Raw genomic sequence first — 26,298 nt, forward strand, 5'->3', positions numbered from 1 at the left:
TTATGAGAGCATTGCTAAGTGTAAGCGAAAAAGAAGGTATAGTCGAATTTGCTAAAGAACTTCAAAATTTAGGCTTTGAAATTCTCTCAACAGGTGGAACTTTTCAACTTTTAAAAGACAATGGTATTTTAACCACCGAAGTTAGTGATTTTACAAAAAGTCCTGAGCTTTTTGAAGGACGCGTAAAAACTTTACATCCAAAAATTCATGGAGCAATCTTACACAAAAGAAGCAATAAAAATCATATCCAACAAGCTAAAGAACACGATATTTTAAGCATAGACTTAGTATGTGTAAATTTATATCCTTTTAAAAAAACCACTATAATAAGCGATGATTTTGACACAATCATTGAAAACATCGATATTGGTGGTCCTGCTATGATTAGAAGCGCTGCTAAAAATTACAAAGATGTGATAGTCGTGTGTGATCCAAATGATTATGAACATATAATTTTAGCCTTAAAAGAACACAAAAATAATGAACAATTTCGCTTAAATTTGATGATAAAAGCTTATGAGCATACAGCAAACTATGATGCTTATATAGCAAATTATATGAATGAACGATTTAACAATGGCTTTGGAAATCATAAATTTATAGCAGGATATAAAGTTTTTGATACCAAATATGGTGAAAATCCTCATCAAAATGGAGCTTTATACGAATTTGATGATTTTTTTACCAATAATTTCATCGCTTTAAAAGGCGAAGCAAGTTTTAATAATCTAACCGATATCAATGCAGCATTAAATTTAGCAAGTGCTTTTGATCAAGCTCCAGCTGTTGCTATTATAAAACATGGTAATCCTTGTGGTTTTGCTATAAAAGAAAATTTATTACAAAGCTATATTGAAGCCTTAAAATGCGATAATGTAAGTGCTTATGGAGGAGTAGTAGCCATTAATGGGATATTAGACGAAGAACTTGCAAAAAAAATTAATGAAATTTATATTGAAGTCATCATAGCAGCTAATGTCGATGAGCAAGCTTTAGAGGTTTTTAAAGACAAAAAGCGTATAAAAATTTTCACTCAAAAATCTCCATTTTTAATTAAAGCTTATGATAAATATGATTTTAAGCATATCAATGGAGGCTTTGTTTATCAAAATAGCGATGAAATTAGTGATGTAGAAATTAAAAATTTAGCACTAAAAAGTCAAAAACAAGCTAGCAAAGAAGAATTACAAGATCTTAAAATCGCTTTAAAAATAGCAGCTTTTACCAAATCAAACAATGTTGTTTATGTTAAAAATAAAGCTATGGTTGCAATTGGCATGGGCATGACAAGTCGCATTGATGCTGCTAAAGCCGCTATTGCTAAAGCTAAAGAAATGAAGATTGATTTGCAAGGTTGTGTTTTAGCAAGTGAAGCTTTTTTTCCTTTTAGAGACAGCATAGATGAAGCAAGCAAAATAGGAGTAAAAGCTATCGTGCAACCTGGGGGAAGCATTAGAGATGATGAGGTAATAAAAGCTGCAAATGAACACAATATAGCACTTTATTTTAGCGGCATAAGACATTTTCTACATTAAGGAGTTAAGGATGTTTAAAAGTATTGGTGCAAAAATATCACTAGCAATGATTTTAACTTTATTAATAAGTTTTATCATAATGCAAATGATATTGCAAAAAGATTCTCAAGATACAACCAATAAAATTAGTCGGGCAAATTTAAATACGCTTAGTACTTCTATTTTCCAAACACTGAGAATGGCTATGAATTTAGGCGATCCAAGCGTAATAGAGACTACAATCAAAGAAGCTGGGCAACTGCAAGGAGTTAAAAGTATAAAAATTTATCCATCTAATAAAACCATAGAACTTTTTGAGATTAAAGAATTTGCAAAAAGCGATGAGCAAATTATACTTGAACAATTTTTAAATCCAAGCATAAAAACATTAGAAATTACTGACACAAATGGTCACCATTTAAGACTAATTAGGCCTTTAGTGGCTGATCAATCTTGTCTTGCATGTCATGCTAATGCAAAAGAAGGTGATGTTTTAGGGGTTATGGATATGTATAATGACTTAAAACACATTGATGATGACTTAAGAAATTCTGCTAAAACTTATATTGTGATATTTACCATTGCATTGATTTTTACCGTTTTGGCAGTGCTTTATATATTAAAATTAGTCGTTGGAACCCCTGTTAATAATCTTTTAAAACACGCAAAAGAACTAGCAAGTGGCGATGGAGATTTACGAGCAAGAATTAATATAAAAAACAAAGATGAGATAGGTCAAGCTTGTGGATATATCAATCATTTTATCGAAAAAATTCAAAATACCGTTATTGCTACGAATTCTAATTCTAAAATGGTTGATTCACAAGCAAAGCTTCTTAACGATAATGCTCTAAATTTAGCAAATAGAACCAAAGAAGGTCATATAAAAACAGATGAATCATATCGCTTAAGTGAGCAAATTCACACCGAACTTGATGAACTAGCTACACTTTCAAATGATGCAAACATAGCTAATGTAAAATCATTTGAAGTGTTAAATACCATGCTTGATTCTTTACACCAAGTAGTAGAAAAGGTAAAATATGCCGCACAAAATGAAGATGTTTTATCTAGCAAAGTAGAAATAATGGAAAAACAAGCAGAAGAGATTAAAAAAGCTTCTGATATGATGGGAGAAATTGCTGATAAAACCAATCTTTTATCTTTAAACGCTGGTATAGAAGCTGCTCGAGCTGGAGAATTTGGCAGGGGTTTTTCAGTAATTGCTGATGATATTAGAAATTTAGCCCAAAACTCAGAAGAATTTTTAAAAAATATTGCTGATGTCACAAAGCAATTAGTAGGAAGCATTAACGAAGTAGCCAAAGAATTAAAACACAATGCTCAAGAAATAAATTCTTTAAACAAAGATGCAGAAAAACTTGTAGAAGGCACAAATGAAGTAAAAATTTGTAATGAAAATGCAAGAGATTTAGCCAATGCTTGTATGCAGAAAATATCAAGCACACAAAACACCTTACAATATTTGTTAAATAAAATGCAAGAAACCGTTGAATTAAGCGACAAAAATGAAGAAATTTCTAAAATTTTACTCGATGTTGCTTATGAGTTAAATGTGGTATGTAAGAATTTAGAAAGCGAATTAAAACATTTTCATGTTTAAAAGGAGAATTAATGAAAAAAACATATTTATTAGGAGTAGCAGCTTTGATTTTTAGTGCTTGTTCGGTAGCGACTTTGAGTGTAAATGAGTTGCAAAATAAAGAATTTACCATTACCCATTTTGAAGTTAATGGCAAAACCTACACTATACCAAAAAACACACAAGCAAATATTAGTTTTGACAATAGAGACAAAAGAGTATTTGGAAATGCAGCTTGCAATAGATTTTTTGGAACCTACACAGAAGATGGCAATACTATAAAAATAGACAATAGTCTTGCTTCTACAAAAATGCTTTGTGATAATGAATCTATGAATTTTGAAGACAATTTCTTAAAAAATTTCAGCGGAGATTTTCAAATCCAAAATAACAATAACGAAGGTATTATTTTAGATAACAAAAAAATCAAGATATATCTCAAATAAGCCTCAAAGGCTTATTTAATATCAGCTAAAATATCTTCACAAATCTTTCTAGGATTTTGTGCTTTATATATAGGTCTTCCAATTACTATAAAATCAGATAGATTTTCCTTTATGCATTGCAAATTGGCTACTCTTTTTTGATCATCTAAATTTTCTTCAAAAGGACGGATTCCAGGAGTTAGCGTAATAAAATTTTTACAAGTGCTTTCTTTTATCAACAAGCTTTCATAAACCGAACACACCATACCATCAAGACCACTTTCATAGCTTATTTTAGAAAAATTACACACAGCATTTTTAATATCTTGATTATATAAAGTTTTAAATTCATCCTCATCAAAACTAGTCAAAGCAGAAACAGCAAGCACCAAAGGTCTTTTGCTTAACTTGTTTAATCGCTCCATTATACTCATCATAGCTCTTTGACCTGCACTTGCATGGATATTAATCATATCAACATCTAATCTAGCAAGTTCTTCACAAGCATCTGCCATGGTATTTGGTATATCATAAAGTTTAAGATCTAAAAAAATTTTAAAATCATCAATTTTTTTAATTTCTTCTAAAAGTCTCACTCCATCTCTAAGATAAGATCTAAGCCCTATTTTCACCCAAAGATCTAAACCTTTTAGCTCTTTAGCCAAATTCATACACTCATCAAAACTAGAAAGATCAAATGCCACACAAAGCTTCATTTTATTTCCTTGCAAATCTTATCCAAAACTCCATTGATAAATTTTGGCGCATTATCTCCAGCCATTTCCTTAGCAAGTTCGATTGCTTCATTGATAATAATAGCTTTTTGTGTTTGAGTGAATAAAATTTCATAAGCACCCAAACGCAAAATAGCTTTTTCTATATTTGCTACCCCATCAAGCTTGTATTCTTTTAAACATGCATTAATTTTCTCATCTAAAATTTCTAATTTTTCATTGATACCTTGATATAAATCAAGAGTAAATTTTCTTTGATCATTACGAATTTTTTTCTCATTTAAAAACTCATCGATAAATTCTTGATTTTCTTGATTTAACTGCGCAGCATATAATAATGAAACAATGCTTTGTCTTACTTGATGTCTTGTAGCCATTATTAAGCCTTGATTTTGTTGATTAAATTTAGCATTTCAATGATGGTAAGCATAGCTTCAAATCCTTTATTTCCTGCTTTGCTTCCTGCTCTTTCTATGGCTTGTTCAATAGTATCAGTGGTTAATACTCCAAAACTTACAGGTATATTAGCATTTAAGCTCACACTTGCAATACCCTTAGTAGTTTCAGCTGCTACATAATCAAAATGTGGAGTACTTCCTCTTATAACAGCACCCAAACAACACACTCCATCAAATTTTTTACTCTCTAGGGCTTGCTTTAACGCAAAAGGAATTTCAAAAGCACCAGGAACTAATAAAAGACTTAAATTTTCTTCTTTACCCCCATGTCTTAAAAAAGCATCTTTTGCACCTTCAACCAAACGATCGGTGATGATATGGTTAAATCTAGCATTAATAATTGCTATTTTTTCTTTACCGCTTAAATTTAAATTTCCTTCTATGATTTTCATTGTTTTCCTTTTTTAAATATTTTCTTGAATTTTTAAAAGTGTATCTACACATTTTTTAAGTCTTGAAATATCAAGCATATTTGGACCATCACATAAAGCCTCGCAAGGATTTAAATGTGTTTCAAAGAAAAACCCATCCACCCCAACTGCAGCTGCAGCCCTTGCTAATGGCTCTACAAATTCACTTTTACCGCCACTACTTCCATTATTAGCTCCAGGCATTTGCACACTATGAGTTGCATCAAAAATAACAGGGGCGTATTTTCTCATTATAATCAAACTTCGCATATCAACAACCAAATTTCCATAACCAAAGCTTGAGCCTCTTTCTGCTACAAACACTCCATTTTCTTTAGCTACTTCATAACCTTCTGCGTTAATACCTCTAGTTTGTAAAATTTTACTCACGCTAAATTTAATATCATCAGGATTTAAAAATTGGCCTTTTTTGATATTAACCTTAGTTTTAGTTTGTGCTGCGGCTACTAAAAGATCAGTTTGTCTGCATAAAAACGCAGGAATTTGCAATACATCTACAACCTCAGCGGCAATTTTGGCTTGAGAACTCTCATGAATATCAGTTAAAATTTGCATACCAAATTTATTTTTAACTTTTTGTAAAATTTCCAAGCCTTTTTCTATACCGGGACCTCTAAAACTACTGATGCTAGTTCTATTTGCCTTATCAAAACTTGATTTAAAATAAAAATCAATCCTATCATCTTTTAAAAAACATTCAAGCTCTTGTGCGACTTTAAAAACAAGCTCTTCACTTTCTATCACACAAGGACCTGCAAGTAATATCATTTTTTGCATTTTGTTTCCTTATCTTTTTCGTATTTTACTTTATTTTTCTTTGATTTTCTTCAATTGGAAAGATAAAATTTAAAATAATAGCTGTAATTGCACCTGCTGCTATTCCTGAAGAAAATAAAGTTTTAAACCATGATGGCATAAAATTTAAAATATCAGGGTTGTTAGAAACTCCAAGTCCTATGCCCAAACTCATAGCAATTATAATAATAGACCTACGATTTAAATTTTCTTTAGAAATAATCCTAACTCCAGTAGCTGCAATAGTTCCAAACATCACTAAGGTTGCTCCGCCTAAAACAGGTTCAGGAATTTGTAGTGCAATATCAGCAACAATTGGAAACAATCCTAAAATCATTAACATAAAAGCTACAATAAATCCAACATATCTGCTTGCAACACCCGTTAAAGCTATCACTCCATTGTTTTGTCCAAAACAAGAATTTGGAAAAGTATTAAACAAGGCTGAAACAAAAGAATTTAAGCCATTTGCTAAAACTCCACCCTTTAATCTTTTTGTATAAATTTCACCTTTTAATGGCTGATTTGAAACTTCACTTGTTGCACTAATATCGCCAATAGTCTCAAGAGAAGTTACCATAAAAACTAAAATCAAGGGTAAAATCAAATTATAATCAATGCTTAAACCATAATGCACAGGATTTGGTAAAAATATCATAGGTAAATTTTCATTTAATTTAAAGCTAAAATTTTCAAAAAACATAGCAACCAAAACCCCAATGATCATAGCCACAAATAAAGATGAAATTCTAATATAAGCATTACGAAAAAGATTTAAAATTATAATGCATAAAATCACAATACCAGCTAGAAATAAATTATGCAAAGAACCAAATTCCCCATTTGCTTTAGCACTAAAACCCCCACCTGCACTAACAAGACCAACATTAATCAAAGTAAGACCTATAATCAAAACAACAATACCAGAAACCAAAGGAGAGATAATCTTTTTTACAAAAGGTAAAATTTGAGAAATTATCATTTCTGTAGTTGAGCATAACATTAAAGTACCAAAAATAGCTCCAAGCATAGCTTCTTGAGATAAGCCATCGTTTTTTAAAGCAAGGCCGCCTAAAATCAAAGGAGAAACAAAATTAAAACTAGTTCCTTGTATAGATAATAACCCACTACCTACAATTCCCCAAGTTTTAATTTGCAAAAGCGAAGCTATACCTGAAGCAAATAATGACATACAAATAATTCTTGTAGTATTTTCATTATCAACACCAAGTCCTTTGCATATAAGTAAAGCTGGGGTAATCACAGCTACAAACATAGCCATTAAATGTACTAAAGCTACAAAAAAAGCTTTTATAAACGGAGGTTTATCTTCTAAACCATAAATCAAATTTACTTTATTTTCTACCATTTTTATTCCTTAACGCTGCTTCATAACCAAAATCAATCCACCAAAAACTATGCTACAAATTCCAATTATCACTAAGATGCTAGGAAAATTATCTCCCAATAAAATCCCTAAGAATAAAGTAAAAACAACATCCATATAACTAACCCCTGCTACAACTCCAGCCTTTTTAGCTACCCCATAAGCTTTAGTAATATGAATTTGATACATTGCTCCAAATATACCCATACAAATTATGATAATCCAAGCTTTAAAACTAGGCATTACAAAAGGAGCGATCAAAAAATCAAGTTCTTTAATGTGGCAAAAAGACCCTATAATCATAGAAAACATAGGCATTAAGGTGCCGATCAATACAAAAGATAAAGCTATAAAAGGCGCTGGATAAGATTTTTTAAGCTCTCTTACACTAGTTAAAGCCAAAGCCGCACAAAATCCACTTAAAATTCCTAAAATACTATTTTTCAAATCAAACCCTGAATGATTTGCTTCATCAACAAAAGGCTGACAAATCAACAAAACCCCGATAAAAGCTACAAAAATTCCAAAAATAGCATTTAATCCTAATTTTTCTTTAAACAAGAAAAAAGCAATCAAAGCTATAAAAATAGGAGATGTTTTTTGAAAGGCAAAAGCTCCACCTAAAGAGATATTTGCAACATTATAAAAGAAAAGATATAAAGCTATAGTTCCTATAACTCCTCTAAAAATTAACAAGGCAAAGTGACCACCATTTTTATGAAATTTAATTTTAGAAAGCAAATAAATCATAAAAATAGTCCCAATAATATTTCTAAAAAACATAATTTCAATTGATGATATTTCTTCGCTTAAAATTTTCGCACAAGCTCCAACTAATGCAAATTCCATCGAAGCTATAATCATAAAATATATACCTAAATTTTTCTTGACTATTCTCAACATATGATTTCCATAAAAAATTGCCATAATTTTAGTCTTTTTTGCTTAATTTTAAGGCAAATTTTATATAATCACGAATAAAAATCTCAACGGATATAAATGCAAAGTATTATTTTAATAGGAAAACCTAATGTAGGTAAATCAAGTCTTTTTAATAGACTTGCAAGAAAACGCATAGCCATTACTAGTGATATAAGTGGCACCACAAGAGATACCAATAAAGTAGAAATTCAAATAGATGGCAAAAAAGCTTTATTGATAGATAGTGGTGGACTTGATGAGAGCAATGAGCTTTTTAAAAATGTAAAAGCAAATTCTTTAAAAGCTGCTAAAAATAGCGATATCATTTTTTACATGGTAGATGGAAAATTTTTACCAGGTGATGAAGATAAAGCATTCTTTTATGAAATGAAAAAACTTAACAAGCCCATAGCCTTAATCATCAACAAAATAGATAACAAAAAAGATGAAGAAAGATCTTGGGAATTTTCTAGCTTTGGAGTAAAAGAAATTTTTAATATCTCCGTTACGCACAATATAGGCATAGATGAGCTTTGTATGTGGGCAGGAAAATTTTTAAATGAGAATTTTTTAAGCCAAGATGAAGAAGAGGATTTTGATGCGTATTTAGAAAATTTTGATGAAAATAGTGGTGATTTTAAACTTAAAAATATTGATGAAAATCATATTAAAGTTGGAATTATCGGTAGAGTAAATGTAGGTAAATCAAGTCTTTTAAATGCTTTAGTTAAAGAAGAAAGAAGTGTAGTTAGCGATATAGCAGGTACAACCATAGATCCTGTTAATGAATGTATTATGCATAAAGATAAAATCATTGAATTTGTAGATACTGCAGGAATTAGAAAAAGAGGTAAAATTCAAGGCTTAGAACGCTATGCGCTAAATAGAACCGAATATGCTTTAGCTAATGCACAAATTGCACTTTTAGTCCTTGATGCTTCAGAAGGCTTTAATGAACTTGATGAAAGAATTGCAGGGCTTGCTGCAAAACATTATTTAGGGGTGATTATAGTTTTAAATAAATGGGATAAAAGCGAGCTTGATTTTGATAAAACTTTAAAAGAATTAAAGCTAGATCGCTTTAAATTTTTAGCTTATGCTCCAGTTATTAGCGTATCAGCTTTAAGCGGAAAAAGAGTGCATGTACTTTTAGATAAAATTTTAGAAATTTTTGCAAATTTTACTCAAAAAATTCCAACTGCTAAACTAAATACTTTAATAGAAGAAGCTACAAGAACCCATCCTTTACCACATGATTATGGAAAATTGGTAAAAATTTATTATGCAGTTCAATATGATCTTGCACCTCCAAAAATCGCTTTAATTATGAATAGACCAAAAGCTTTGCATTTTTCCTATAAGCGTTATTTGCAAAATCAAATTAGAAAGAAATTTAATTTTGAAGGTGTTCCTTTAATCATAGCTTCAAGAAAAAAAGGAAGTAAAGATGAACAAGAAGGATAATCTCCTTTTTGTTGGCTTTATGGGTTGTGGAAAAAGCACCATAGCTAAAGCATATGCTAAAAAATATGATAAATTCTTCCTAGATACTGATGAGCTAATAAAACAAAAATTTGATCTTGAAATTCATAAAATATTTTCTTTATACGGGGAAGATTTTTTTAGAAATGAAGAAAAAAAACTCATTTATTTTTTAAAAAACCTTAAAAATGCTTCTATTGCAAGTGGCGGGGGTTTTATCAAACATAAAAAGATTAAAAAAATTGGTACCATAGTGTATCTAAAGTCAAGTTTTGATTATATTTTAAACAGATTAGATGAAACACAAATTCTTTCAAGACCCCTACTTTCAAACTTAGCTAATGCCAAAATACTTTTTGATCAAAGAATTCAAAAATATGAAAAAAAAGCTGATTTTATCATAGATATCGAAGATAAAAACATAGATCAAATCATCACACAAATAAAAAAAGAGGTAAAATGAGAGTTATAACAGGATTGCAACCTAGCGGGGATTTACATATAGGAAATTATTTTGGCTCTATCAAACAAATGCTTGATTTGCAAGAACAAAATCAAATGTATATTTTTATAGCTAATTATCATGCTATGACATCCAATCAAAATGGTGAATTTTTAAAGCAAAACTCACTCAAAGCAGCTGCTGCATTTTTAAGCTTAGGAATTGATCCTCAAAAAAGTATTTTTTGGCTACAAAGTGATGTAAAAGAAGTTTTGGAGCTTTATTGGATTTTGTCACAATTTACCCCAATGGGACTTTTAGAAAGAGCTCATTCTTATAAAGATAAAATCGCAAAAGGATTAAATTCAAACCATGGGCTTTTTTCTTATCCTGTTTTAATGGCTGCTGATATTTTACTTTTTAACCCTAATATCGTTCCAGTTGGTAAAGATCAAATTCAACATGTAGAAATCGCAAGAGATATAGCATTAAAAGTAAATAACGAATGGGGAGAAATTTTTACTCTACCAAGTGCAAAAGTGAGTGAAGAAGTAGCAGTAGTCCCAGGTACTGATGGAGCTAAGATGAGCAAATCTTATCAAAATACTATTGATATTTTTGGTTCTGCTAAAATTTTAAAAAAGCAAGTTTCTTCTATTGTAACCGATAGCACTGCTTTAGAAGATCCAAAAGATTATACAACTTGCAATATTTTTAACATAGCGAAACTTTTTCTTGATGAAAACGAGCAAGAAAAATTAAAAGCTAGATATCAAAAAGGCGGGGAAGGTTATGGACATTTTAAGGTGTATTTAAATGATATAATTAATGATTATTTTGCCCATGCTAAAAATGAATATGAAAATTTATTACAAAATCCATCTAAAATTAAAGAAATCTTAGAATTTGGTGCAAAAAAAGCTAAAAAAACAGCCCAAGAAACAATGGAAAAAATTTATGCTAAAATAGGACTATGATTAAGGAGTAAATATGTTAGATCTTAGACTTTTACAAAATAATTTTGAAGAAATCTCACCAAAATTAAAAGCAAAAAAAGTAGATGAAAATACGCTAAAACAATTACAGCAATTATTTATCGAGCTAAAAAAAGAAAAAGCTATTTTAGAAGAACTCCAAGCCTTTCAAAATAAATTTAGCAAAGAACTAACTAGTGCTGCTGATAAAGAAAGTTTAAAAATTCAATTAAGTCAAAACAAAGAAAAAATCAATACTCAATCAAAAATAGTTGCTAATTTTGAAGAAAAACTTGAAGAAATTGCAATTGCTATTCCAAATATACCTGATGATTGCGTTCCTATTGGTGAAGATGAAAATGAAAACATAGAATTAAAAAAAGTTCTAACTCCTCCTCAATTTGATTTTGAAATCAAAGAACATCATGATTTAGGAGAAAATTTAAATTGGCTTGATTTTGCAAGAGGGGTAAAAATTTCTCAAAGTCGCTTTTGTGTATTAAAAAATGAAGGAGCTTTGCTAAGTAGAGCTTTAGTAAATTATATGATTGATTTTAATAGAAGCAAGGGTTTTGATTTGGTGAATGTCCCATTTTTAGTTAATAGTGCTACTATGTATGGAACAGGACAGCTTCCAAAATTCAAAGATGACATGTATAAAATAGACAATGAGGATTTATATCTCATCTCAACTTCTGAAATTCCAGTAACCAATCTTTACTCAAATGAAATTTTAACAAGCGAATCTTTACCTATAAAAATGACTTGCTATAGTGCTTGTTTTAGAAAAGAAGCAGGAAGTGCTGGGCGAGATACAAGAGGAATTATAAGACAACATCAATTTGAAAAAGTAGAGCTTGTTAGCATAACAAAACCTGAGCAAAGCGATATAGTTTTTGAAGAAATGGTAGCTTGTGCTAGTGATTTATTAAGCTCTTTAGGACTTGCTCACAGACACTTAATGCTTTGTACAGGGGATTTAGGATTTTCTGCTGCAAAAACTATCGATTTAGAAGTTTGGCTACCTTCTCAAAATAAATACAGAGAAATTTCTTCAGTATCAAATTGTAAAGATTTTCAAGCAAGAAGAGCAAAAATTCGCTATAAAAATGAAAAAGGCAAAAACGAATTAGTTCATACTTTAAATGGCTCATCTTTAGCCGTAGGACGCACTTTGATAGCTATAATGGAAAACTATCAAGATAAAAATGGCAAAATAACAATACCTGATGTTTTAAGAAAATATTTTTAAGAATAAAAAATGGCAGAAGAAGTAACACTAAAAGAACAAGACAACCAAGAAAATACCAATAATCTTGAAGAAAATTTAGAACCTGAAATTCCACCTGGAACTATTCCACCAGAATTAGAAGAAGAAAGTACTTTCCAAAGAGTAGAAGAAGAGTCTCAAGAGCCGCAAAAAGAAGAAAATAAAAAACTTTTTGATAAAAAATTTCTCATCATAATAGGCGCTCTTGGAGGTCTTATTTTAATTTTAACTATAATTTTAATTTTACTAATATTTTTTAAAAAAGAACCACACAAAATTGCGACAAATGAAGCAATAAAAGAAAATAACGCTTCGGTAGAAATTACAAAAATTCAACAATCTGCACTTGATTTGATTATCCAAAAAGCAAATTTATTATATGAAAAAGGTGATGTTAAAGGCGCATTAGAGCTTTATGATAGTGTTAATATTTTTAATGAATCATTGTCAAGTTATAATCTTGGTGTAGCTCAGATGAAACAACAAGATTATAAAAGCGCGATAACAAATTTTAAACAATCTTTGGATTTAGAAAAACATAAAGTAGCGGCTGCTATAAATATCGCTGTATGTTATTTTTATCTTAATGATAAAGAAAAATTTAAATACTATCTTGATTTAGCCAAAATTCATTTACCTCAAAATGCTGATTCTGTTTTATATAATTATTATTTGGGTTTAATTGAATATTATCAAGGATTTTATCCAGAAGCCTTACAAATGTTTGCTCACTCCAATAATATTTCAAACTATAAAGATGAAGCACATTATCTTGGAGCTAAAATTTATTCTCTTTTACAAGCTGATAAAGACGCAATTAATTTTTTACTAAAACAAGAAAATTATGAAGCAAGCTTACCTCTTGGATTATTATATGCTAAGATAGGAGAATATGCCAAAGCAAAAGAATACTTAGCAAGAGCTACAAAAATTGATTCTCAAAAATCAAGAAGCTCTATGGCTTTAGCTTTAGTAGAACTTAAAACCGGACAATACAACAAAGGTGCACAAATTTTACAAAGCTTATTTGCTGCAGATAAAGACATAGCTACTAAATATTATGGTATAAAAACTAGATTAAAGAAAAATTTATATAGCATTGATATAGCACAAAAAGATTTTGCTAAAGAATTAATTAATTCAAAACAACAAATTTACGATCTATTATTTTATTTTTCCCCGTATAGAATTTTTGATGTCAAACAAAGCATAGAGCTTATAACCAAAGCCGATCTAGAGAGTTTTGCACAAGCTTACAAATACGAAAGCAAACTATTACTTGAAAGCAAAATGCTATCTGGGGTAAATATTGAGCTTTCGCGTGCAATCAATCTAGCTTTTAACTTACACTTAAGAGAAGCAAATCAAGAATTACAAAAAATCAATCAAAACTACAGCTCGCATGATGTAATCCACTATAATCTTGCTCTAACTTATGCACAATTACAAGATTACAATAAAGCAGCTAATCATTTTTCAACAGCCTATCATCTTAACCCTAAAAATCATTTAGCGGGTATTTTTGCTATATTTTGCATGGACTTGATTAAAAAAGATTATACAAAACTCCAAAATGAAGTAGTAGAAAATTTACAAGCTGATACAAATTTAAATATCAATAATATCTATAAATATCTACTTTATATTCCAAATAAAGATTATACAGCAATGCTCCCTTATCTTGATGATTTTAATCTTGATAAAAAAAGTCCTTTAGAATTGATGTTTGCGATTATTGCTGCTAATGGAAATAATTTACTTGAAGTAAGAAACGAAGCCGTAATAGCCTTAAAAAAGCTACTTAACAAAGATATTATTAGTAATATTTTGTATTTTAATGCTAAAAATATGAATTTAGATATCAAAGCTTATGCTAAACAGGCTCAAATTTATTTTCAAAACACAAAACTTGATTACAATTCTTTATTTGGTGGAGCAGGTATTGTTAAAGATAGTTTTGTAAGTTTAATGCAAATTACAGGCTTAATCAATCATGTAAGAAACGACATCAAGAAAAAATTAGCAACTAGTGATAAAAACTCAATAGGATTGATTTTTGCTCTGGCATATATTGATATTTTTGCACAAGAATACCAAGAAGCATATACACTTTATAATATGCTCATAGATGATTATAAAATAAAAGATGCTCAAACTCTATTTTTAGCGGCAGTCTCGGCGATTGGTTCAAATAACCCAAATTCAGCTATAGCTCTTCTAGAACTTGCAAGATTAGAAAATGAAGAAACCTTAGAAGCACGCCTTGCTCTGGGTTTGCTATATCATGAAGTTCAAAATTTAGAACCAGCTATATTTCAATATGAAAAAGTAGGAGATGGTTTTGAGAGTAAATTTTTTACTTTTGATATAAAAAATTAATATTTTCTATAAAAATATAGAAAATATTAAAACTAAATTATAATTAGACTAACAATAAAAAAATAATTGATTGAAAAATGTAAGTGGCTCCGGATGTAGGATTCGAACCTACGACCAATCGGTTAACAGCCGACTACTCTACCGCTGAGCTAATCCGGAACATTTTGTAAAAAAGAAATGGTATTATATATAAAAAAAATATATTTGTCAAGTATTTTGTAAAGTTTTGTAAAATTTCACACCTGATAAATTTTTAATCATAATCTTTTTTTCTTTAAGCAATTTAGCAAGATTGTCTTTACTAAGCTGGCTAAAATTATTTTCTATATCAAATTCACTTTGAGCTCTTAATTGTAACATTTTCAAAAGATCTTTTTCGCTAAAATCATTTTTAATACCATCGCAATTATGTTTAGCTAAAACCACTGGTATGCTAGTAATATATAAACTAAGCTCTTGCAGTTTTTTAAAATCAATTGCTTTGACCGGATATGCAGGAGGTCTATCTATAGTGCTAAAATCAACTCTAAGTGGATTAATATTAGCAAAAGCTTGATTTAGAGCAAGCATTTCGTCTTTTGTATCATTGATTCCTTTTACTATTAGAGTTTCCATGATCAAATCACCTTTAAAATCTTTACTAAAAGCTATCATTTTTTCAATTAAATCATAAATTTTTATTTGCTTTAAAGCTTTATCAATTCTATAAAATGTTTTTTCTATAGCACTATCAAGGCTAAATTTAACCACATCTATACCAAGTAAAGCTTTATATGCTTTTGCATTTAAAACTGCACTTCCATTGCTTAATATCAAAAGTTTTTTATTATTTTTAATTTGGTTAAGTTTTATTACAAGCTCATCTAAAAAAGGATATAAACTTGGCTCTCCATTAGCGGTTAAAGTGATAAAATCAATATTTTTATAGCGTATCAAAGCTTGACTGAGTTCTTTTATAATATCTTCAACACTAGGATAAATCAAAGATTTCTCTTGGGGTTTGGCAGCTTTTAACTCACAATATACACAATCAAAATTGCATTGTTTTTGATCAGGACTTAAATCAACTCCTAAAGATATTCCAAATCTTCTTGAGTTGATAGGACCAAAAACAATCTTACTCAAATTCTTGAGCTCTCTTGTACTAATTTAATAAAATATTTTGCATTCTCAACAGGAATATCAGGTAAAATTCCATGACCAAGATTAAAAATATGCGGTGCATTTTGCATTATATTTAAGATATTTTCAACACCTATTTTAATAGCTTTTTGATCATACAATCTACATGGTTCCATATTACCTTGTAAAGTATATTTATGAGATAATTTTTCTTTTGCTAAATTTAAAGGTGTGCTCCAATCAACACCAAAAACATCAAAATTTCCATCAATTTTATCTAAAAATCCACTTATACCTTTAGGAAAGATTATCACAGGAATATGCGGGTATTTTGTTTTGATATAATCAGAAATTTCTAGCATATATTTAAAAGAAAATTCAAAAAAAACATTTTGCTCCAAAACATTCGCCCAGCTATCAAAAATTTGAACAGCATTAGCCCCTGCTTTGATTTGTTCTTCTAAATATAATTTTAATGCTTGGGTTAGTTTTGATAAAATTTTATGCAAAAATTCAGGATTTTGATAAAGGATTTTTTTACTTTTTGCATAATTTTTACTGCTTCCACCTTCTATCATATATGTAGCTATAGTCCAAGGACTTCCGCAAAATCCTATCAAAGCTTTATCTTGTGGTAATTTTTCTCTAGTTAATTTTAAAGCATCATAGACATAAGAAAGATTTTTAATGCTTTTATTTACATCCAAAATGTTCAAATCCTCTTCATTTTTAATAGGATTTGCAAAAATGGGACCTTCACCTTTTTCGAATTTAAGTTCCATTCCCATTTCCAAAGGAACTACTAAAATATCTGAAAAAATAATAGCTGCATCAACACCCAAAATATCAACAGGTTGCAAACTCACTTCACTTGCTTTTTTATAATCTTTGCACAAAGATAAAAAATCTCCAGCTTGAGTTCGTACTTTCATATACTCTGGCAAATATCTTCCCGCTTGTCGCATCATCCACACAGGGGTATAAGGAGTAGTTTTTTTAAAACATGCATCAATAAAAATCATAAAAAACCTTTTAAATTAATGATCACTTTTATGTAGAAAATACAAACCTATACAAAGTGCTAAAATCGAACCTGCAAGATAAGTCATATCTAAAACTGTATTAAATTGCATTTGCAAAATTCTTTGAAAGAAATTTACAATCAAAACCATAATAATAACTTTGGCAAGCTTATCTTTTAGCTGATCCAAACTATGCACTTCTAGAACTTTTGATTGTTTGATTTTTTTAAAATCTTCTATTTCACTAATAAATAATTCATAAATTCCAAAAGAAAATATAAATAAAACTAAAGCCATTAAATACAAATCCACAGCTCCAATAATCAACCCCACAACTTCTTCATGTAAATCAACGCTGAAATTTGCAAGAGTAAAATATTCAAATACATGTATTAAAACTTTAATCACATCATAGCTAGCTATAAAAAACAAAACAAAAGCTCCAATGAGTCCAAAAATTACAGGTAAAATTGTAACCCAACGGCTCTTAACTAATAAAATTTCAAAAAATTTTTCAAACATTTTTTTCCTTTTTAGACCATCTCTAGCCATTTTTGAGCAATACGCACAGCATTAGTTGCAGCTCCAACACGAATTTGATCGGCTACACACCATAAATGTATGATATTTTTATGATTAATATCTTGTCTTATCCTACCAACATAAGTTTCATTTGTATCACTTGCAAAAAGAGGCATAGGGTATTTTTTATTTTCAATATCATCTACCATTACAACGCTTGGAGCTTTAGATAAAATTTCTCTTACTTTAGTAAGATCAACATCTTTTTCAAAATGTATAGTAATAGATTCGCTATGACTTCTAAGCACTGGAACTCTAACACAAGTTGCCGAAATTTCTATTTTTTTGTGCAAAATCTTTTGGGTTTCATTAATCATTTTTAATTCTTCTTTGGTATAACCATTTTCACAAAATTGATCAATTTGAGGGATTAAATTTAGTGCTAAAGTATATGGAAAAGTTTTTGCTTCAAATTCGTCCAATTTAAAAGCAAAAAAACTTTGTAAACCTTGAACTAGCTCTTCCATTCCTTCTTTCCCAGCTCCACTTGCAGCCTGATATGTGCTAACATCTACTCTTTTTAAATTAAAAACATCATCGAGGGGTTTTAAAATATGAACCATTTGTATGGTGGAGCAATTTGGATTGGCAATGATTCCTGTTTTCTCCCAATCTTTAATATCTTCACTATTGCACTCAGGAACAACCAAAGGAACATCTTCATTCATTCTAAAATGACTTGTATTATCAATCACAACTGCACCACATTCTACTGCATATTTAGCATATTGCTCGCTAATACTACCACCTGCGCTAAAAAATGCAATATCTACAGGATTTTCTTGAAAAACCGTCTCGGTAAGCTCTTGAACTTTGTAAGTTTTACCCCTAAATTCCACACTAGATCCTACACTTTTGGCACTAGCCAAAGGCAAAATATTCTCAACTGGAAAATTTAATTCATCTAAAACATTTAAAAGTTCTTCGCCAACTGCTCCTGTTGCTCCAATTATAGCTATTTTTTTCATCCGACTTTCCTTTAGTTAATATTATATTTTTTCATTTTTTCACAAAAAATTTGCTCACTCATGCCTATTAGTTTAGCTGCTTGAGTAATATCACTTGAATTTTTTAATGCTTCTAAGATTAATTCTTTTTCTAAATTTTTTATATCTTTACTTTTTCTACTTTCTAAAAATAAATCTTGCTCGCTAATTTCATCGCTTTCGCTCAAAATACAAGCTCTCTGTATAATAGAAATAAGCTCTCTAATATTACCTGGAAAATCATAAGATAATAAAGCATCTTGAGCTTGCCTACTTAATCTTTTTTCTGTAAATTCATATTCTTTGCAAGTATCTAGTAATACTTTTTGTGCAATTTGTAAAATTTCATCTTGTCTTTGTCTAAGTGGTGGAATATTAATAGGAATAGTGTTTAATCTATAATACAAATCTTGTCTAAATTCATTATTTTCAATCTTTTTTTCTATATTTGCATTTGTTGCACTGACTATTCTAACATCTATCTTAACGCTCTTAGTTCCACCTAATCTAGTGATTTCTTTTTCTTGCAATGCTCTTAACAATTTTGCTTGTATCTCATAAGGCATCTCACCAATCTCATCCAAAAATAAAGTCCCTTCATTGGCTAACTCAAAAAGTCCTATTTTGGTAGCATTAGCATCTGTAAAAGCACCTTTTTCAAAACCAAACAACTCGCTTTCAATTAAGTTAGCAGGAATAGCTGCCATATTAATAGCTATAAATGACTTGGAAGCTCTTTTTGAATTTTTATGTATATAATTAGCAAAAACTTCCTTTCCTACGCCACTTTCTCCGAACAATAAAACACTAGCATCAGTTTTGGCTGCTTTACTTGCCAAATTTAAGCAATGCTCTAAAGCTTGAGATTTTCCAAAAAAATCTTCTTTAGCTTCTTGTTTTTCAGTTTTTTTTGTGCTTTTTTTAGAAGTTTTTTCTTGTATAATTTTAGCTCTTTTAATAGCAGTAACTAAAGTATTAATATCAAAAGGCTTAACCAAAAAATCTTTAACGCCTAGTCTTACTGCTTCTATAGCACGATTTAAAGTTGCATTTCCTGTAATGATAATGAAATCATATTTATTCTCACAAGCTTGAACAAATTCTATTCCATCAATCCCTGGCATATTAATATCTGTAATAATTAAATCAACATCATTGTTTAATTTTTTTAAAGCTTCTGTGGCTGATTTATAAGATTTTATTTTAAATTCTTCATACTCGCTCAATGCTATTTCAAGCGATTTTCTCATATTAATATCATCTTCAACTATTACCAAATTCATCCATAAACCTTATGCTAAAATGCCTTTTTTTGGCCCACTTTTGCCATGACAATCTTTATATTTTTTCCCACTTTTACAAGGACATAGGGAATTTCTTGGAACTTTCTTAATTTCTATATTTCCATCTTCATCTACACCACTTTCTGTAGTACTAGCAATAATTTTTTCATTTTGCTCATGCGATTTTTCTTCAAAATTTTTAGCTTCTTGTTGTGTAAATACTACATTAAATAGCAATTTTAAGCTATCAAATTTTATGCGTTCTACAAGCTCCATAAAAAGATTATAACTTTCTTTTTTATATTCAACTAATGGATCTTTTTGGTTATAACTTCTCAAACCTATACCTGTTTTTAAAATATCCATTTGATATAAATGTTCTCTCCAAAGATTGTCTAAAATTTGAAGATACAAAATTCTCTCAATTTTTCTAGCCTCTTTTTCAACGATAATACTCATTTTTTCTTTATAAGCATTTTCTAAAATTTCACTAAGCTTATTTTCGGCTTCAATTTCATTTAAATCTTTAAAATCTTCTTCTTTTAATTCTATATTACACTCATAATTTATCTTTTGTTTTAAGGCATCAAAATGCTTTGCATTTTCTTCAATCCCTGAATTGATATAAATTTGACTTACTATGTGATTACTATACTCGCTAATATTTTTTAAAATTTTCTCTTGAAGATTATAATTTTCATCTAATAATTCATTCCTATAATTATAAATTGTTTTTCTTTGTTCATTGGCTACATCATCATACTCAAGCAAATGTTTTCTACTTTCAAAATGCAAACTTTCAACCTTTTTTTGAGCATTTTCTACAGCCTTGGTTACGATACGACTTTCTATATGCTCACCTTCTTCTATACCTAATCTATCCATAATATGCTTAATACGATCGCCACCAAAAATCCTTAAAAGATTATCTTCAAGGCTTAAATAAAATCTACTCACTCCAGGATCACCTTGTCTTCCTGCACGACCACGAAGTTGATTATCTATTCTTCTACTTTCATGGCGTTCTGTTCCTATTATATAAAGCCCACCCAATGCTCTTACTTCATCATCTATTTTGATATCTACACCACGACCTGCCATATTAGTAGCAATAGTAACCGCACCTTTTTTGCCAGCATCTTGGATAATCAAAGCTTCTTGTTCGTGATTTTTAGCATTAAGTACATGATGAGGAATGCGTTCTTTTACAAGCATACTATGAAAAACTTCACTTCGTTCTATACTTGCAGTTCCAACTAAGACAGGCTGACCTTTAGCATTAGCTTTTTTGATTTCTTCAATCACTGCTTTAAATTTTTCATTTTGTGTTTTATAAATTAAATCATCTTTATCTATCCTTGCAACAGGTATATTTGTAGGAATAGATACGACATCTAAATTATAAATTTGTGAAAATTCTGTAGCTTCAGTTTGTGCAGTTCCTGTCATACCAGCTATTTTTTTATACATTCTAAAATAATTTTGAAAAGTAATATCTGCTAAGGTTTGACTTTCTTCTTGAATTTTTACCCCTTCTTTTGCTTCAAGTGCTTGATGCAAACCATCACTAAAGCGTCTTCCTTCACTCAAACGACCCGTAAATTCATCCACTATAATAACTTCTTTTTCTCTTACAACATAATGCACATCTTTTTCAAAGAGATTATGCGCTTTTAAAGCCTGATCTAGTTGATGAGCCAAAATAGCATTATCAAGACTATATAAATTTTCTACACCAAATAGCTTTTCAGCTTTTGAAATTCCAGCTTCTGTTAGCATTATAGTTCTATTTTTTTCATCAACCACAAAATCTCCACTTGGTAGTTCTTGAGGAGTAGCTGCTGCTTGACCTTTTTGCATTTTTTTAGCTACATCATTTGCCTTAATATAACCATCTAAAGTTCTATTAGTAGGGCCGCTTATGATAAGCGGAGTTCTTGCTTCATCAATTAAAATACTATCTACTTCATCAACGATTACAAAATTATGTTCTCTTTGAACCTTTTCTAAATTAGAAAATTTCATATTATCACGCAAATAATCAAAACCAAATTCATTATTTGTGCCATAAGTTATATCACACTCATAAGCTTTTTTATGAGCTTCATCGCTATTTTGCTCAGAAAGAATTACACCTACACTAAAACCCAAAAAGTTATATATGGCACTCATCTGTTCTGCATCTCTTTTTGCTAAATAATCATTAACAGTAACTACATGTACACCTTTTTTACTCATAGCATTTAAAACAACAGGTAAAGTTGCTACTAAAGTTTTACCCTCACCTGTTTTCATTTCAGCTATTTTACCCTCGTGCAATACCATACCGCCTATAAGTTGCACATCAAAATGACGCATATTTAAAGTTCTTTTGCTTACTTCTCTTACAATTGCAAATATATCATTTAAAATTTGATCTAGAGTAGTTTGTCCATTTTGAATTTGAAATTGAAAACTTTCAAAAGCTTTTTTCAAATCCTCATCATTTAATTTTTGATATTTTGTCTCTAAAGCATTGATTTGAGCTACTCTTTTTAAATATTTTTTTATTTCTCTATCGTTTTTAGTTCCAAATACTGCTTTAAATATATTAGAAAACATTTTTTGCCCTTTTGTAAGAATAAAAAACATTATATCTTATTTTAATTAGAACTATATAAAAGTCTTTATTTATGCAAATTTTATATAATTTTAAAAATAAAATTAAGGTTTGATATATGAAATATATTTTGGTATTGTTTTTTACATTTTTACAACTCTTGGCTTTTGATATCAATTTTGAAAATTTTAGTAGTGATTTTGTACAAAAAGTTTATAGCAATAAATCTTCACTAGAGTATAAAGGAAATTTTATTATCACTCAAAATAAAGCATTTTGGAATTATATCTATCCTATTTCAAAACAAATTTATATCAATAAACATGAAATAACAATCATTGAACCACAACTAGAACAAGTAATTTTTACAAAAATACAAAATTTACCAAACCTACAAAAAATTTTTAAACAAGCTAAAAAAATCTCCCAAGATATCTATGAAGCAACTTATGAAAATACCCAATATAAAATCAAATTAAAAAATGATACTTTAATGGATATTTCTTACAAAGATGAGCTTCAAAATACTATTATTATTGAATTTTTTAATCAAAAATTTAATCAAAATATAAATGAAAACATATTTATACCAAACATTCCAAATCACTACGATATCGTGCGTTAATCAAAAAGGTAATTCTTTAAATAACTCTTCATTTTTACTTGGAGCAAGCATTTGCATTTGAGAATTTTCCATAGTTTTTAAAATCATATCCATAGCTTCTTTACTAATATTTGCTTCCTTATCTATAGTAGTATTAAAATCCGAATTTATTTCTTCACCACTGGTGTTTAAATCTTGAATTTTAGTGCTATTATACTCTTCTCTTATTGGCTTTTCTTCCTTTATAGATTTTTCTTCTTTTACTAGATTTTGTGATTTTGTGATTTTTTCCTCTTTAGAATCTAATTCTTGTAAGAATTTTTTCAATTCTTCTACATCAAATTCTTTTACAGAATTAACTTTTAAAATATAAATATTTTTAATTTGAGTTTTATATTTTTTATTGCTAAATTTAAGCAATGTTTCTTTAAAGTTAGTTTTACCAATCTCGGTGAACAAATCTTCATAAAAATAACTAGAAATAATAGTATTTAAAGCATCTACAATCTTTTTTTCTTCTAAATTTTCTCCTTCAAATTCTAAATTTAATTCTATAGTTTTTAATATATTATTTCCAGTTTTTGAATACAAATCGGTTTTAAAATTTTCAATACTTAAAGTATTTGCAAAGATATTTGCAACTATTACAAAACTAAATATTATCCATTTCATTTGAATTTTCCTCTTCTAAGTTAATAAAATGTGTATTTAAATACAATTCTTTAACTTTTTTATCAAATTTTAAAATTTTTAAAAAATAATCCTCGAAAGAAAATCTATAATCGTATGTAATTTTTAAATTATTAGGATCAATGGCTCTTGATAAACAAACATATAATTGTCCTTTTTCAAAAATCCCATCTATATCACAAATTAATTTATCTATACTCATTCCTTGTGATTTATGTATAGTTATAGCATATGCTAATTTTATAGGATATTGTATAAATTTAGCCTTTATTTTAACTTCTATTTTATTCTCACTATCCAATTCATAATCTTCCAAAAGACATTCATATGGTTTTAGTTTTAGTATTTCACCATTGCTTTTTTCTATTACAATAAAATACTCATCATTTTCATATAAAATATCTTTAACTTTTCCTTGTTCTCCATTATAATAATTTTCTTCTTTATTATTGACACAAAAAATTATCTTAGCACCGATTTTTATTTTTAAATTTTGCACCAAATTTAAACCATCAATCCACTGCTTAAAACTTTTATCATCTAAATTTAAATCTATTTTTTCATATATAGCATTAAAAATATATTCTTTTGTTTTTAAATTTTTTAATTTTATTTCATTGATAAAATTTGTTTTTTTATTAGTTGCACATAATAAAGTATAATCATCTTCATAAGAAAGTAATTCATTTTTACTCACTAACTTAGATTTAAAATATTTTATAATCTCATCATTTATTTGACCTAATCTAACATAAAACAAATGCTCATAAAAATTATTATCACTAGTTCTTTTGGATAAAGTAAGTTTGACATTTATAAAATTAAATTCATTCCAAGCATTCGATGCAAAGGCATAATAGCTATCTTGAAATAATGAATTTTGCTGTTCTTTTCGCACAACAGGTGGAAGCTGAAAAAAATCTCCAACAACGACTAATTTACCATTAAATTCAAGTCGAGTGAGTCTATAATAAATCATATCCATAATCAAAGCACTAACCATAGAAATTTCATCTATAATTAATAAATCGCATTGTTTTAAAATTCTTTTTAATTTTTCTATTTTATCCTTTTGCTTTCTATCTTCATAATATAACTCATCATGACTTACACACCTACCAAATCTAAAAAAACTATGTAGTGTAACTCCGCCTATATTAAATGCACTAATTCCTGTTGAACCCAAAGCTATGACTATTTTACTATTTTTCCTATATTCTTTTATCAACCTATAAATTAAAAAAGATTTTCCTACTCCGGCTCCACCACTTAAAAAAACATTACCATTATTAAGGCATTCTATCAATTTTATTAAAACCATTTTAAAATTATAATCATATTTTTATATAATATTTATAAACATAAGGAGCAATAGTTATAAATATAGTAATTTTTAGTACTAGAAGTATAAGATAAAAAAAACAGCTAAAAAATATTATTGAAAAATCAATTATATGATAATATATGGCTGGGATAGGTATAGCATAACCTTTATTGACAATAATTCCAAATCTTAGAATATCACACTAAATATATCAATAAACAATAAAATTTCATTTTTAAAATAAAAAATCCAAATGAAATTAAAAATATGGATTTTTATAAACTAATCTTATCTTCGATAATATATTATGACGACACTACTAAGAAAATCGAGATTATAATATATCTTTCATTAAGGTAGATGATAGTGAAGCAAAACTTCATACACTTCAGTGTAGATTTTTCCTAAAAAATTTTGCAAAATTGTATGATAATATAGAAGGAAATATGACTGAAGTTGAAGTATTTAGAGGACAATTTACAAAAAAATCAATAAATATTTTCCAAGTAAAAAATTATATTATTTGATACATTTGAAGGATTTTGATGAGAGAGGTTTACAGAAAGAATAAAATAAAAATAACAATTTTACAAACACATCTATAAAACTTGTTTTAAATAAAAAGCCAAATAAAGAAAAAGTTGTCATAAAAAAGGATATTTTCCAGAAAGTATTCAAAATAATGAAAATTAAAAAATGAAAAATTTTACTTTGTCATCCTTTGCAAATAAAAACCAACAAACGGGTTCATAAACAACCTTCCCACATCCTACACCCAAAGCTTTAAATATATTTATATTGCTCAAACCATTATCTACATCTTGTTCAAATTTAACACTTCTTTAAGTAGTCTTTCAATAAATTTTTCCATGCTTCACCTTACACAACTTTACACTTTTATAATCATCACTTCAAAGTTATCTTACAAATTTAAAAAACATAATTTATTATAATAAATATTTTCTAATTTTTTCATATCATAAAAATCATCAATAATCTCACATCATATATGAAATAAATTATCTAATTTACATTTTTTAATCTAATACTAGATAATTTTTTACTACAACCCTTTTTTTCAATAACACAAACCAAAAAAACAAAAATCTTTAAATAAATAAAACAACCAACAACCCATCCAAAAAATACCTTAATTATAATCTTTATCATTTCTATATAAAAACCATACATCCTAATAAAAAACTAAAACTATAATCTATAAGCTTTTTTATTTTTCACCCGCCAAACTAATTCAAACTAATTCAAACTTA

At 28.6% G+C, this 26,298-nt stretch carries 23 protein-coding genes and 1 tRNA gene; 9 read left to right on the forward strand and 15 right to left on the reverse strand.

Annotation, left to right across the window (positions count from 1 at the left end; translation table 11 throughout):
- Positions 1-2 precede the first annotated feature (2 nt).
- Genes purH through FPD38_RS02855 form a run of 3 tightly spaced genes read left to right on the forward strand, consistent with a single transcriptional unit; the run spans position 3 to position 3,563 of the window.
- The gene (purH, locus tag FPD38_RS02845; protein ID WP_147555286.1) at positions 3-1,535 is read left to right on the forward strand and encodes a bifunctional phosphoribosylaminoimidazolecarboxamide formyltransferase/IMP cyclohydrolase; all 1,533 of its coding nucleotides are present in this window, start codon (positions 3-5) and stop codon (positions 1,533-1,535) included.
- Positions 1,536-1,545: 10 nt separating this feature from the next.
- A complete protein-coding gene (locus FPD38_RS02850; protein ID WP_147555287.1) occupies positions 1,546-3,138 on the forward strand; it encodes a methyl-accepting chemotaxis protein in 1,593 nt (530 codons plus the stop codon).
- A gap of 11 nt (positions 3,139-3,149) precedes the next feature.
- On the forward strand, positions 3,150-3,563 hold the full coding sequence (locus FPD38_RS02855; protein ID WP_147555288.1) for an META domain-containing protein: 414 nt from the start codon (positions 3,150-3,152) through the stop codon (positions 3,561-3,563).
- A gap of 11 nt (positions 3,564-3,574) precedes the next feature.
- Here FPD38_RS02855 and pyrF read toward each other — a convergent pair whose 3' ends face one another.
- The 6 genes from pyrF to FPD38_RS02885 are packed head-to-tail and all read right to left on the reverse strand — an operon-like array spanning position 3,575 to position 8,250.
- On the reverse strand, positions 3,575-4,258 hold the full coding sequence (pyrF, locus tag FPD38_RS02860; protein WP_147555289.1) for an orotidine-5'-phosphate decarboxylase: 684 nt from the start codon (positions 4,256-4,258) through the stop codon (positions 3,575-3,577).
- Entirely contained in the window at positions 4,255-4,653 is a 399-nt protein-coding gene (gene nusB / locus FPD38_RS02865) for a transcription antitermination factor NusB (protein ID WP_147555290.1), read from the reverse strand. The genes pyrF and nusB overlap by 4 nt, the downstream gene beginning before the upstream one ends.
- A 2-nt stretch (positions 4,654-4,655) precedes the next feature.
- Entirely contained in the window at positions 4,656-5,126 is a 471-nt protein-coding gene (gene ribH / locus FPD38_RS02870; protein WP_039665277.1) for a 6,7-dimethyl-8-ribityllumazine synthase, read from the reverse strand.
- 12 nt (positions 5,127-5,138) lie between these two features.
- On the reverse strand, positions 5,139-5,942 hold the full coding sequence (kdsA, locus tag FPD38_RS02875; RefSeq protein ID WP_147555291.1) for a 3-deoxy-8-phosphooctulonate synthase: 804 nt from the start codon (positions 5,940-5,942) through the stop codon (positions 5,139-5,141).
- Positions 5,943-5,967: 25 nt separating this feature from the next.
- Positions 5,968-7,329: a uracil-xanthine permease family protein gene (locus FPD38_RS02880; protein ID WP_147555292.1), complete on the reverse strand. Its 1,362-nt coding sequence runs from the start codon at positions 7,327-7,329 to the stop codon at positions 5,968-5,970.
- A gap of 9 nt (positions 7,330-7,338) precedes the next feature.
- On the reverse strand, positions 7,339-8,250 hold the full coding sequence (locus tag FPD38_RS02885; RefSeq protein ID WP_147555293.1) for a DMT family transporter: 912 nt from the start codon (positions 8,248-8,250) through the stop codon (positions 7,339-7,341).
- A gap of 96 nt (positions 8,251-8,346) precedes the next feature.
- On the opposite strand from FPD38_RS02885, the gene der reads away from it, so the two are divergent.
- Genes der through FPD38_RS02910 form a run of 5 tightly spaced genes read left to right on the forward strand, consistent with a single transcriptional unit; the run spans position 8,347 to position 14,815 of the window.
- Positions 8,347-9,732, forward strand: coding sequence for a ribosome biogenesis GTPase Der (gene der, locus FPD38_RS02890; RefSeq protein WP_147555294.1), 1,386 nt, complete (start codon positions 8,347-8,349; stop codon positions 9,730-9,732).
- The gene (locus tag FPD38_RS02895; protein WP_147555295.1) at positions 9,716-10,213 is read left to right on the forward strand and encodes a shikimate kinase; all 498 of its coding nucleotides are present in this window, start codon (positions 9,716-9,718) and stop codon (positions 10,211-10,213) included. The genes der and FPD38_RS02895 overlap by 17 nt, the downstream gene beginning before the upstream one ends.
- Positions 10,210-11,169, forward strand: a complete 960-nt coding sequence (gene trpS / locus FPD38_RS02900) for a tryptophan--tRNA ligase (RefSeq protein WP_147555296.1) — start codon at positions 10,210-10,212, stop codon at positions 11,167-11,169. Before FPD38_RS02895 ends, trpS begins: the two co-directional genes overlap by 4 nt.
- A gap of 13 nt (positions 11,170-11,182) precedes the next feature.
- Positions 11,183-12,418, forward strand: a complete 1,236-nt coding sequence (serS, locus tag FPD38_RS02905; RefSeq protein WP_147555297.1) for a serine--tRNA ligase — start codon at positions 11,183-11,185, stop codon at positions 12,416-12,418.
- Between the two features lie 9 nt (positions 12,419-12,427).
- Positions 12,428-14,815, forward strand: a complete 2,388-nt coding sequence (locus FPD38_RS02910) for a tetratricopeptide repeat protein (protein ID WP_147555298.1) — start codon at positions 12,428-12,430, stop codon at positions 14,813-14,815.
- Between the two features lie 84 nt (positions 14,816-14,899).
- Here the strand turns inward: FPD38_RS02910 and FPD38_RS02915 are convergent.
- The 7 genes from FPD38_RS02915 to secA all read right to left on the reverse strand — a co-directional run bounded on the left by FPD38_RS02915 (position 14,900) and on the right by secA (position 22,411).
- Positions 14,900-14,974: transfer RNA gene (locus tag FPD38_RS02915), tRNA-Asn, on the reverse strand.
- A 48-nt stretch (positions 14,975-15,022) separates the two neighbouring features.
- Positions 15,023-15,940 carry a radical SAM protein gene (locus tag FPD38_RS02920; RefSeq protein WP_147555299.1) on the reverse strand — a complete coding sequence of 306 codons (918 nt, stop codon included), beginning with the start codon at positions 15,938-15,940 and terminating at the stop codon, positions 15,023-15,025.
- Positions 15,937-16,959: a uroporphyrinogen decarboxylase gene (hemE, locus tag FPD38_RS02925; protein ID WP_147555300.1), complete on the reverse strand. Its 1,023-nt coding sequence runs from the start codon at positions 16,957-16,959 to the stop codon at positions 15,937-15,939. Before hemE ends, FPD38_RS02920 begins: the two co-directional genes overlap by 4 nt.
- A 15-nt stretch (positions 16,960-16,974) precedes the next feature.
- On the reverse strand, positions 16,975-17,481 hold the full coding sequence (locus FPD38_RS02930; RefSeq protein ID WP_147555301.1) for a YqhA family protein: 507 nt from the start codon (positions 17,479-17,481) through the stop codon (positions 16,975-16,977).
- An 11-nt stretch (positions 17,482-17,492) separates the two neighbouring features.
- Positions 17,493-18,509 carry an aspartate-semialdehyde dehydrogenase gene (locus tag FPD38_RS02935; RefSeq protein WP_147555302.1) on the reverse strand — a complete coding sequence of 339 codons (1,017 nt, stop codon included), beginning with the start codon at positions 18,507-18,509 and terminating at the stop codon, positions 17,493-17,495.
- 11 nt (positions 18,510-18,520) lie between these two features.
- On the reverse strand, positions 18,521-19,810 hold the full coding sequence (locus FPD38_RS02940) for a sigma-54-dependent transcriptional regulator (protein WP_147555303.1): 1,290 nt from the start codon (positions 19,808-19,810) through the stop codon (positions 18,521-18,523).
- A 9-nt stretch (positions 19,811-19,819) separates the two neighbouring features.
- Complete coding sequence (gene secA, locus FPD38_RS02945) at positions 19,820-22,411, reverse strand: preprotein translocase subunit SecA (protein WP_147555304.1); 2,592 nt, start codon at positions 22,409-22,411, stop codon at positions 19,820-19,822.
- Between the two features lie 116 nt (positions 22,412-22,527).
- Between secA and lolA the strand changes: the two genes are divergently transcribed.
- Positions 22,528-23,034, forward strand: coding sequence for a LolA-like outer membrane lipoprotein chaperone (gene lolA / locus FPD38_RS02950; RefSeq protein ID WP_147555305.1), 507 nt, complete (start codon positions 22,528-22,530; stop codon positions 23,032-23,034).
- On the opposite strand, the gene FPD38_RS02955 is transcribed toward lolA, so the two are convergent.
- Together FPD38_RS02955 and FPD38_RS02960 are read right to left on the reverse strand one after the other, a co-directional pair.
- Positions 23,035-23,685: a flagellar basal body-associated FliL family protein gene (locus FPD38_RS02955; RefSeq protein ID WP_147555306.1), complete on the reverse strand. Its 651-nt coding sequence runs from the start codon at positions 23,683-23,685 to the stop codon at positions 23,035-23,037.
- Positions 23,666-25,024, reverse strand: coding sequence for an ATP-dependent DNA helicase (locus tag FPD38_RS02960; RefSeq protein WP_147555307.1), 1,359 nt, complete (start codon positions 25,022-25,024; stop codon positions 23,666-23,668). Before FPD38_RS02960 ends, FPD38_RS02955 begins: the two co-directional genes overlap by 20 nt.
- Positions 25,025-26,298: the final 1,274 nt, after the last annotated feature.

The organism is Campylobacter volucris, from assembly GCF_008011665.1.
Taxonomy (GTDB): Bacteria; Campylobacterota; Campylobacteria; order Campylobacterales; family Campylobacteraceae; genus Campylobacter_D; species Campylobacter_D volucris_A.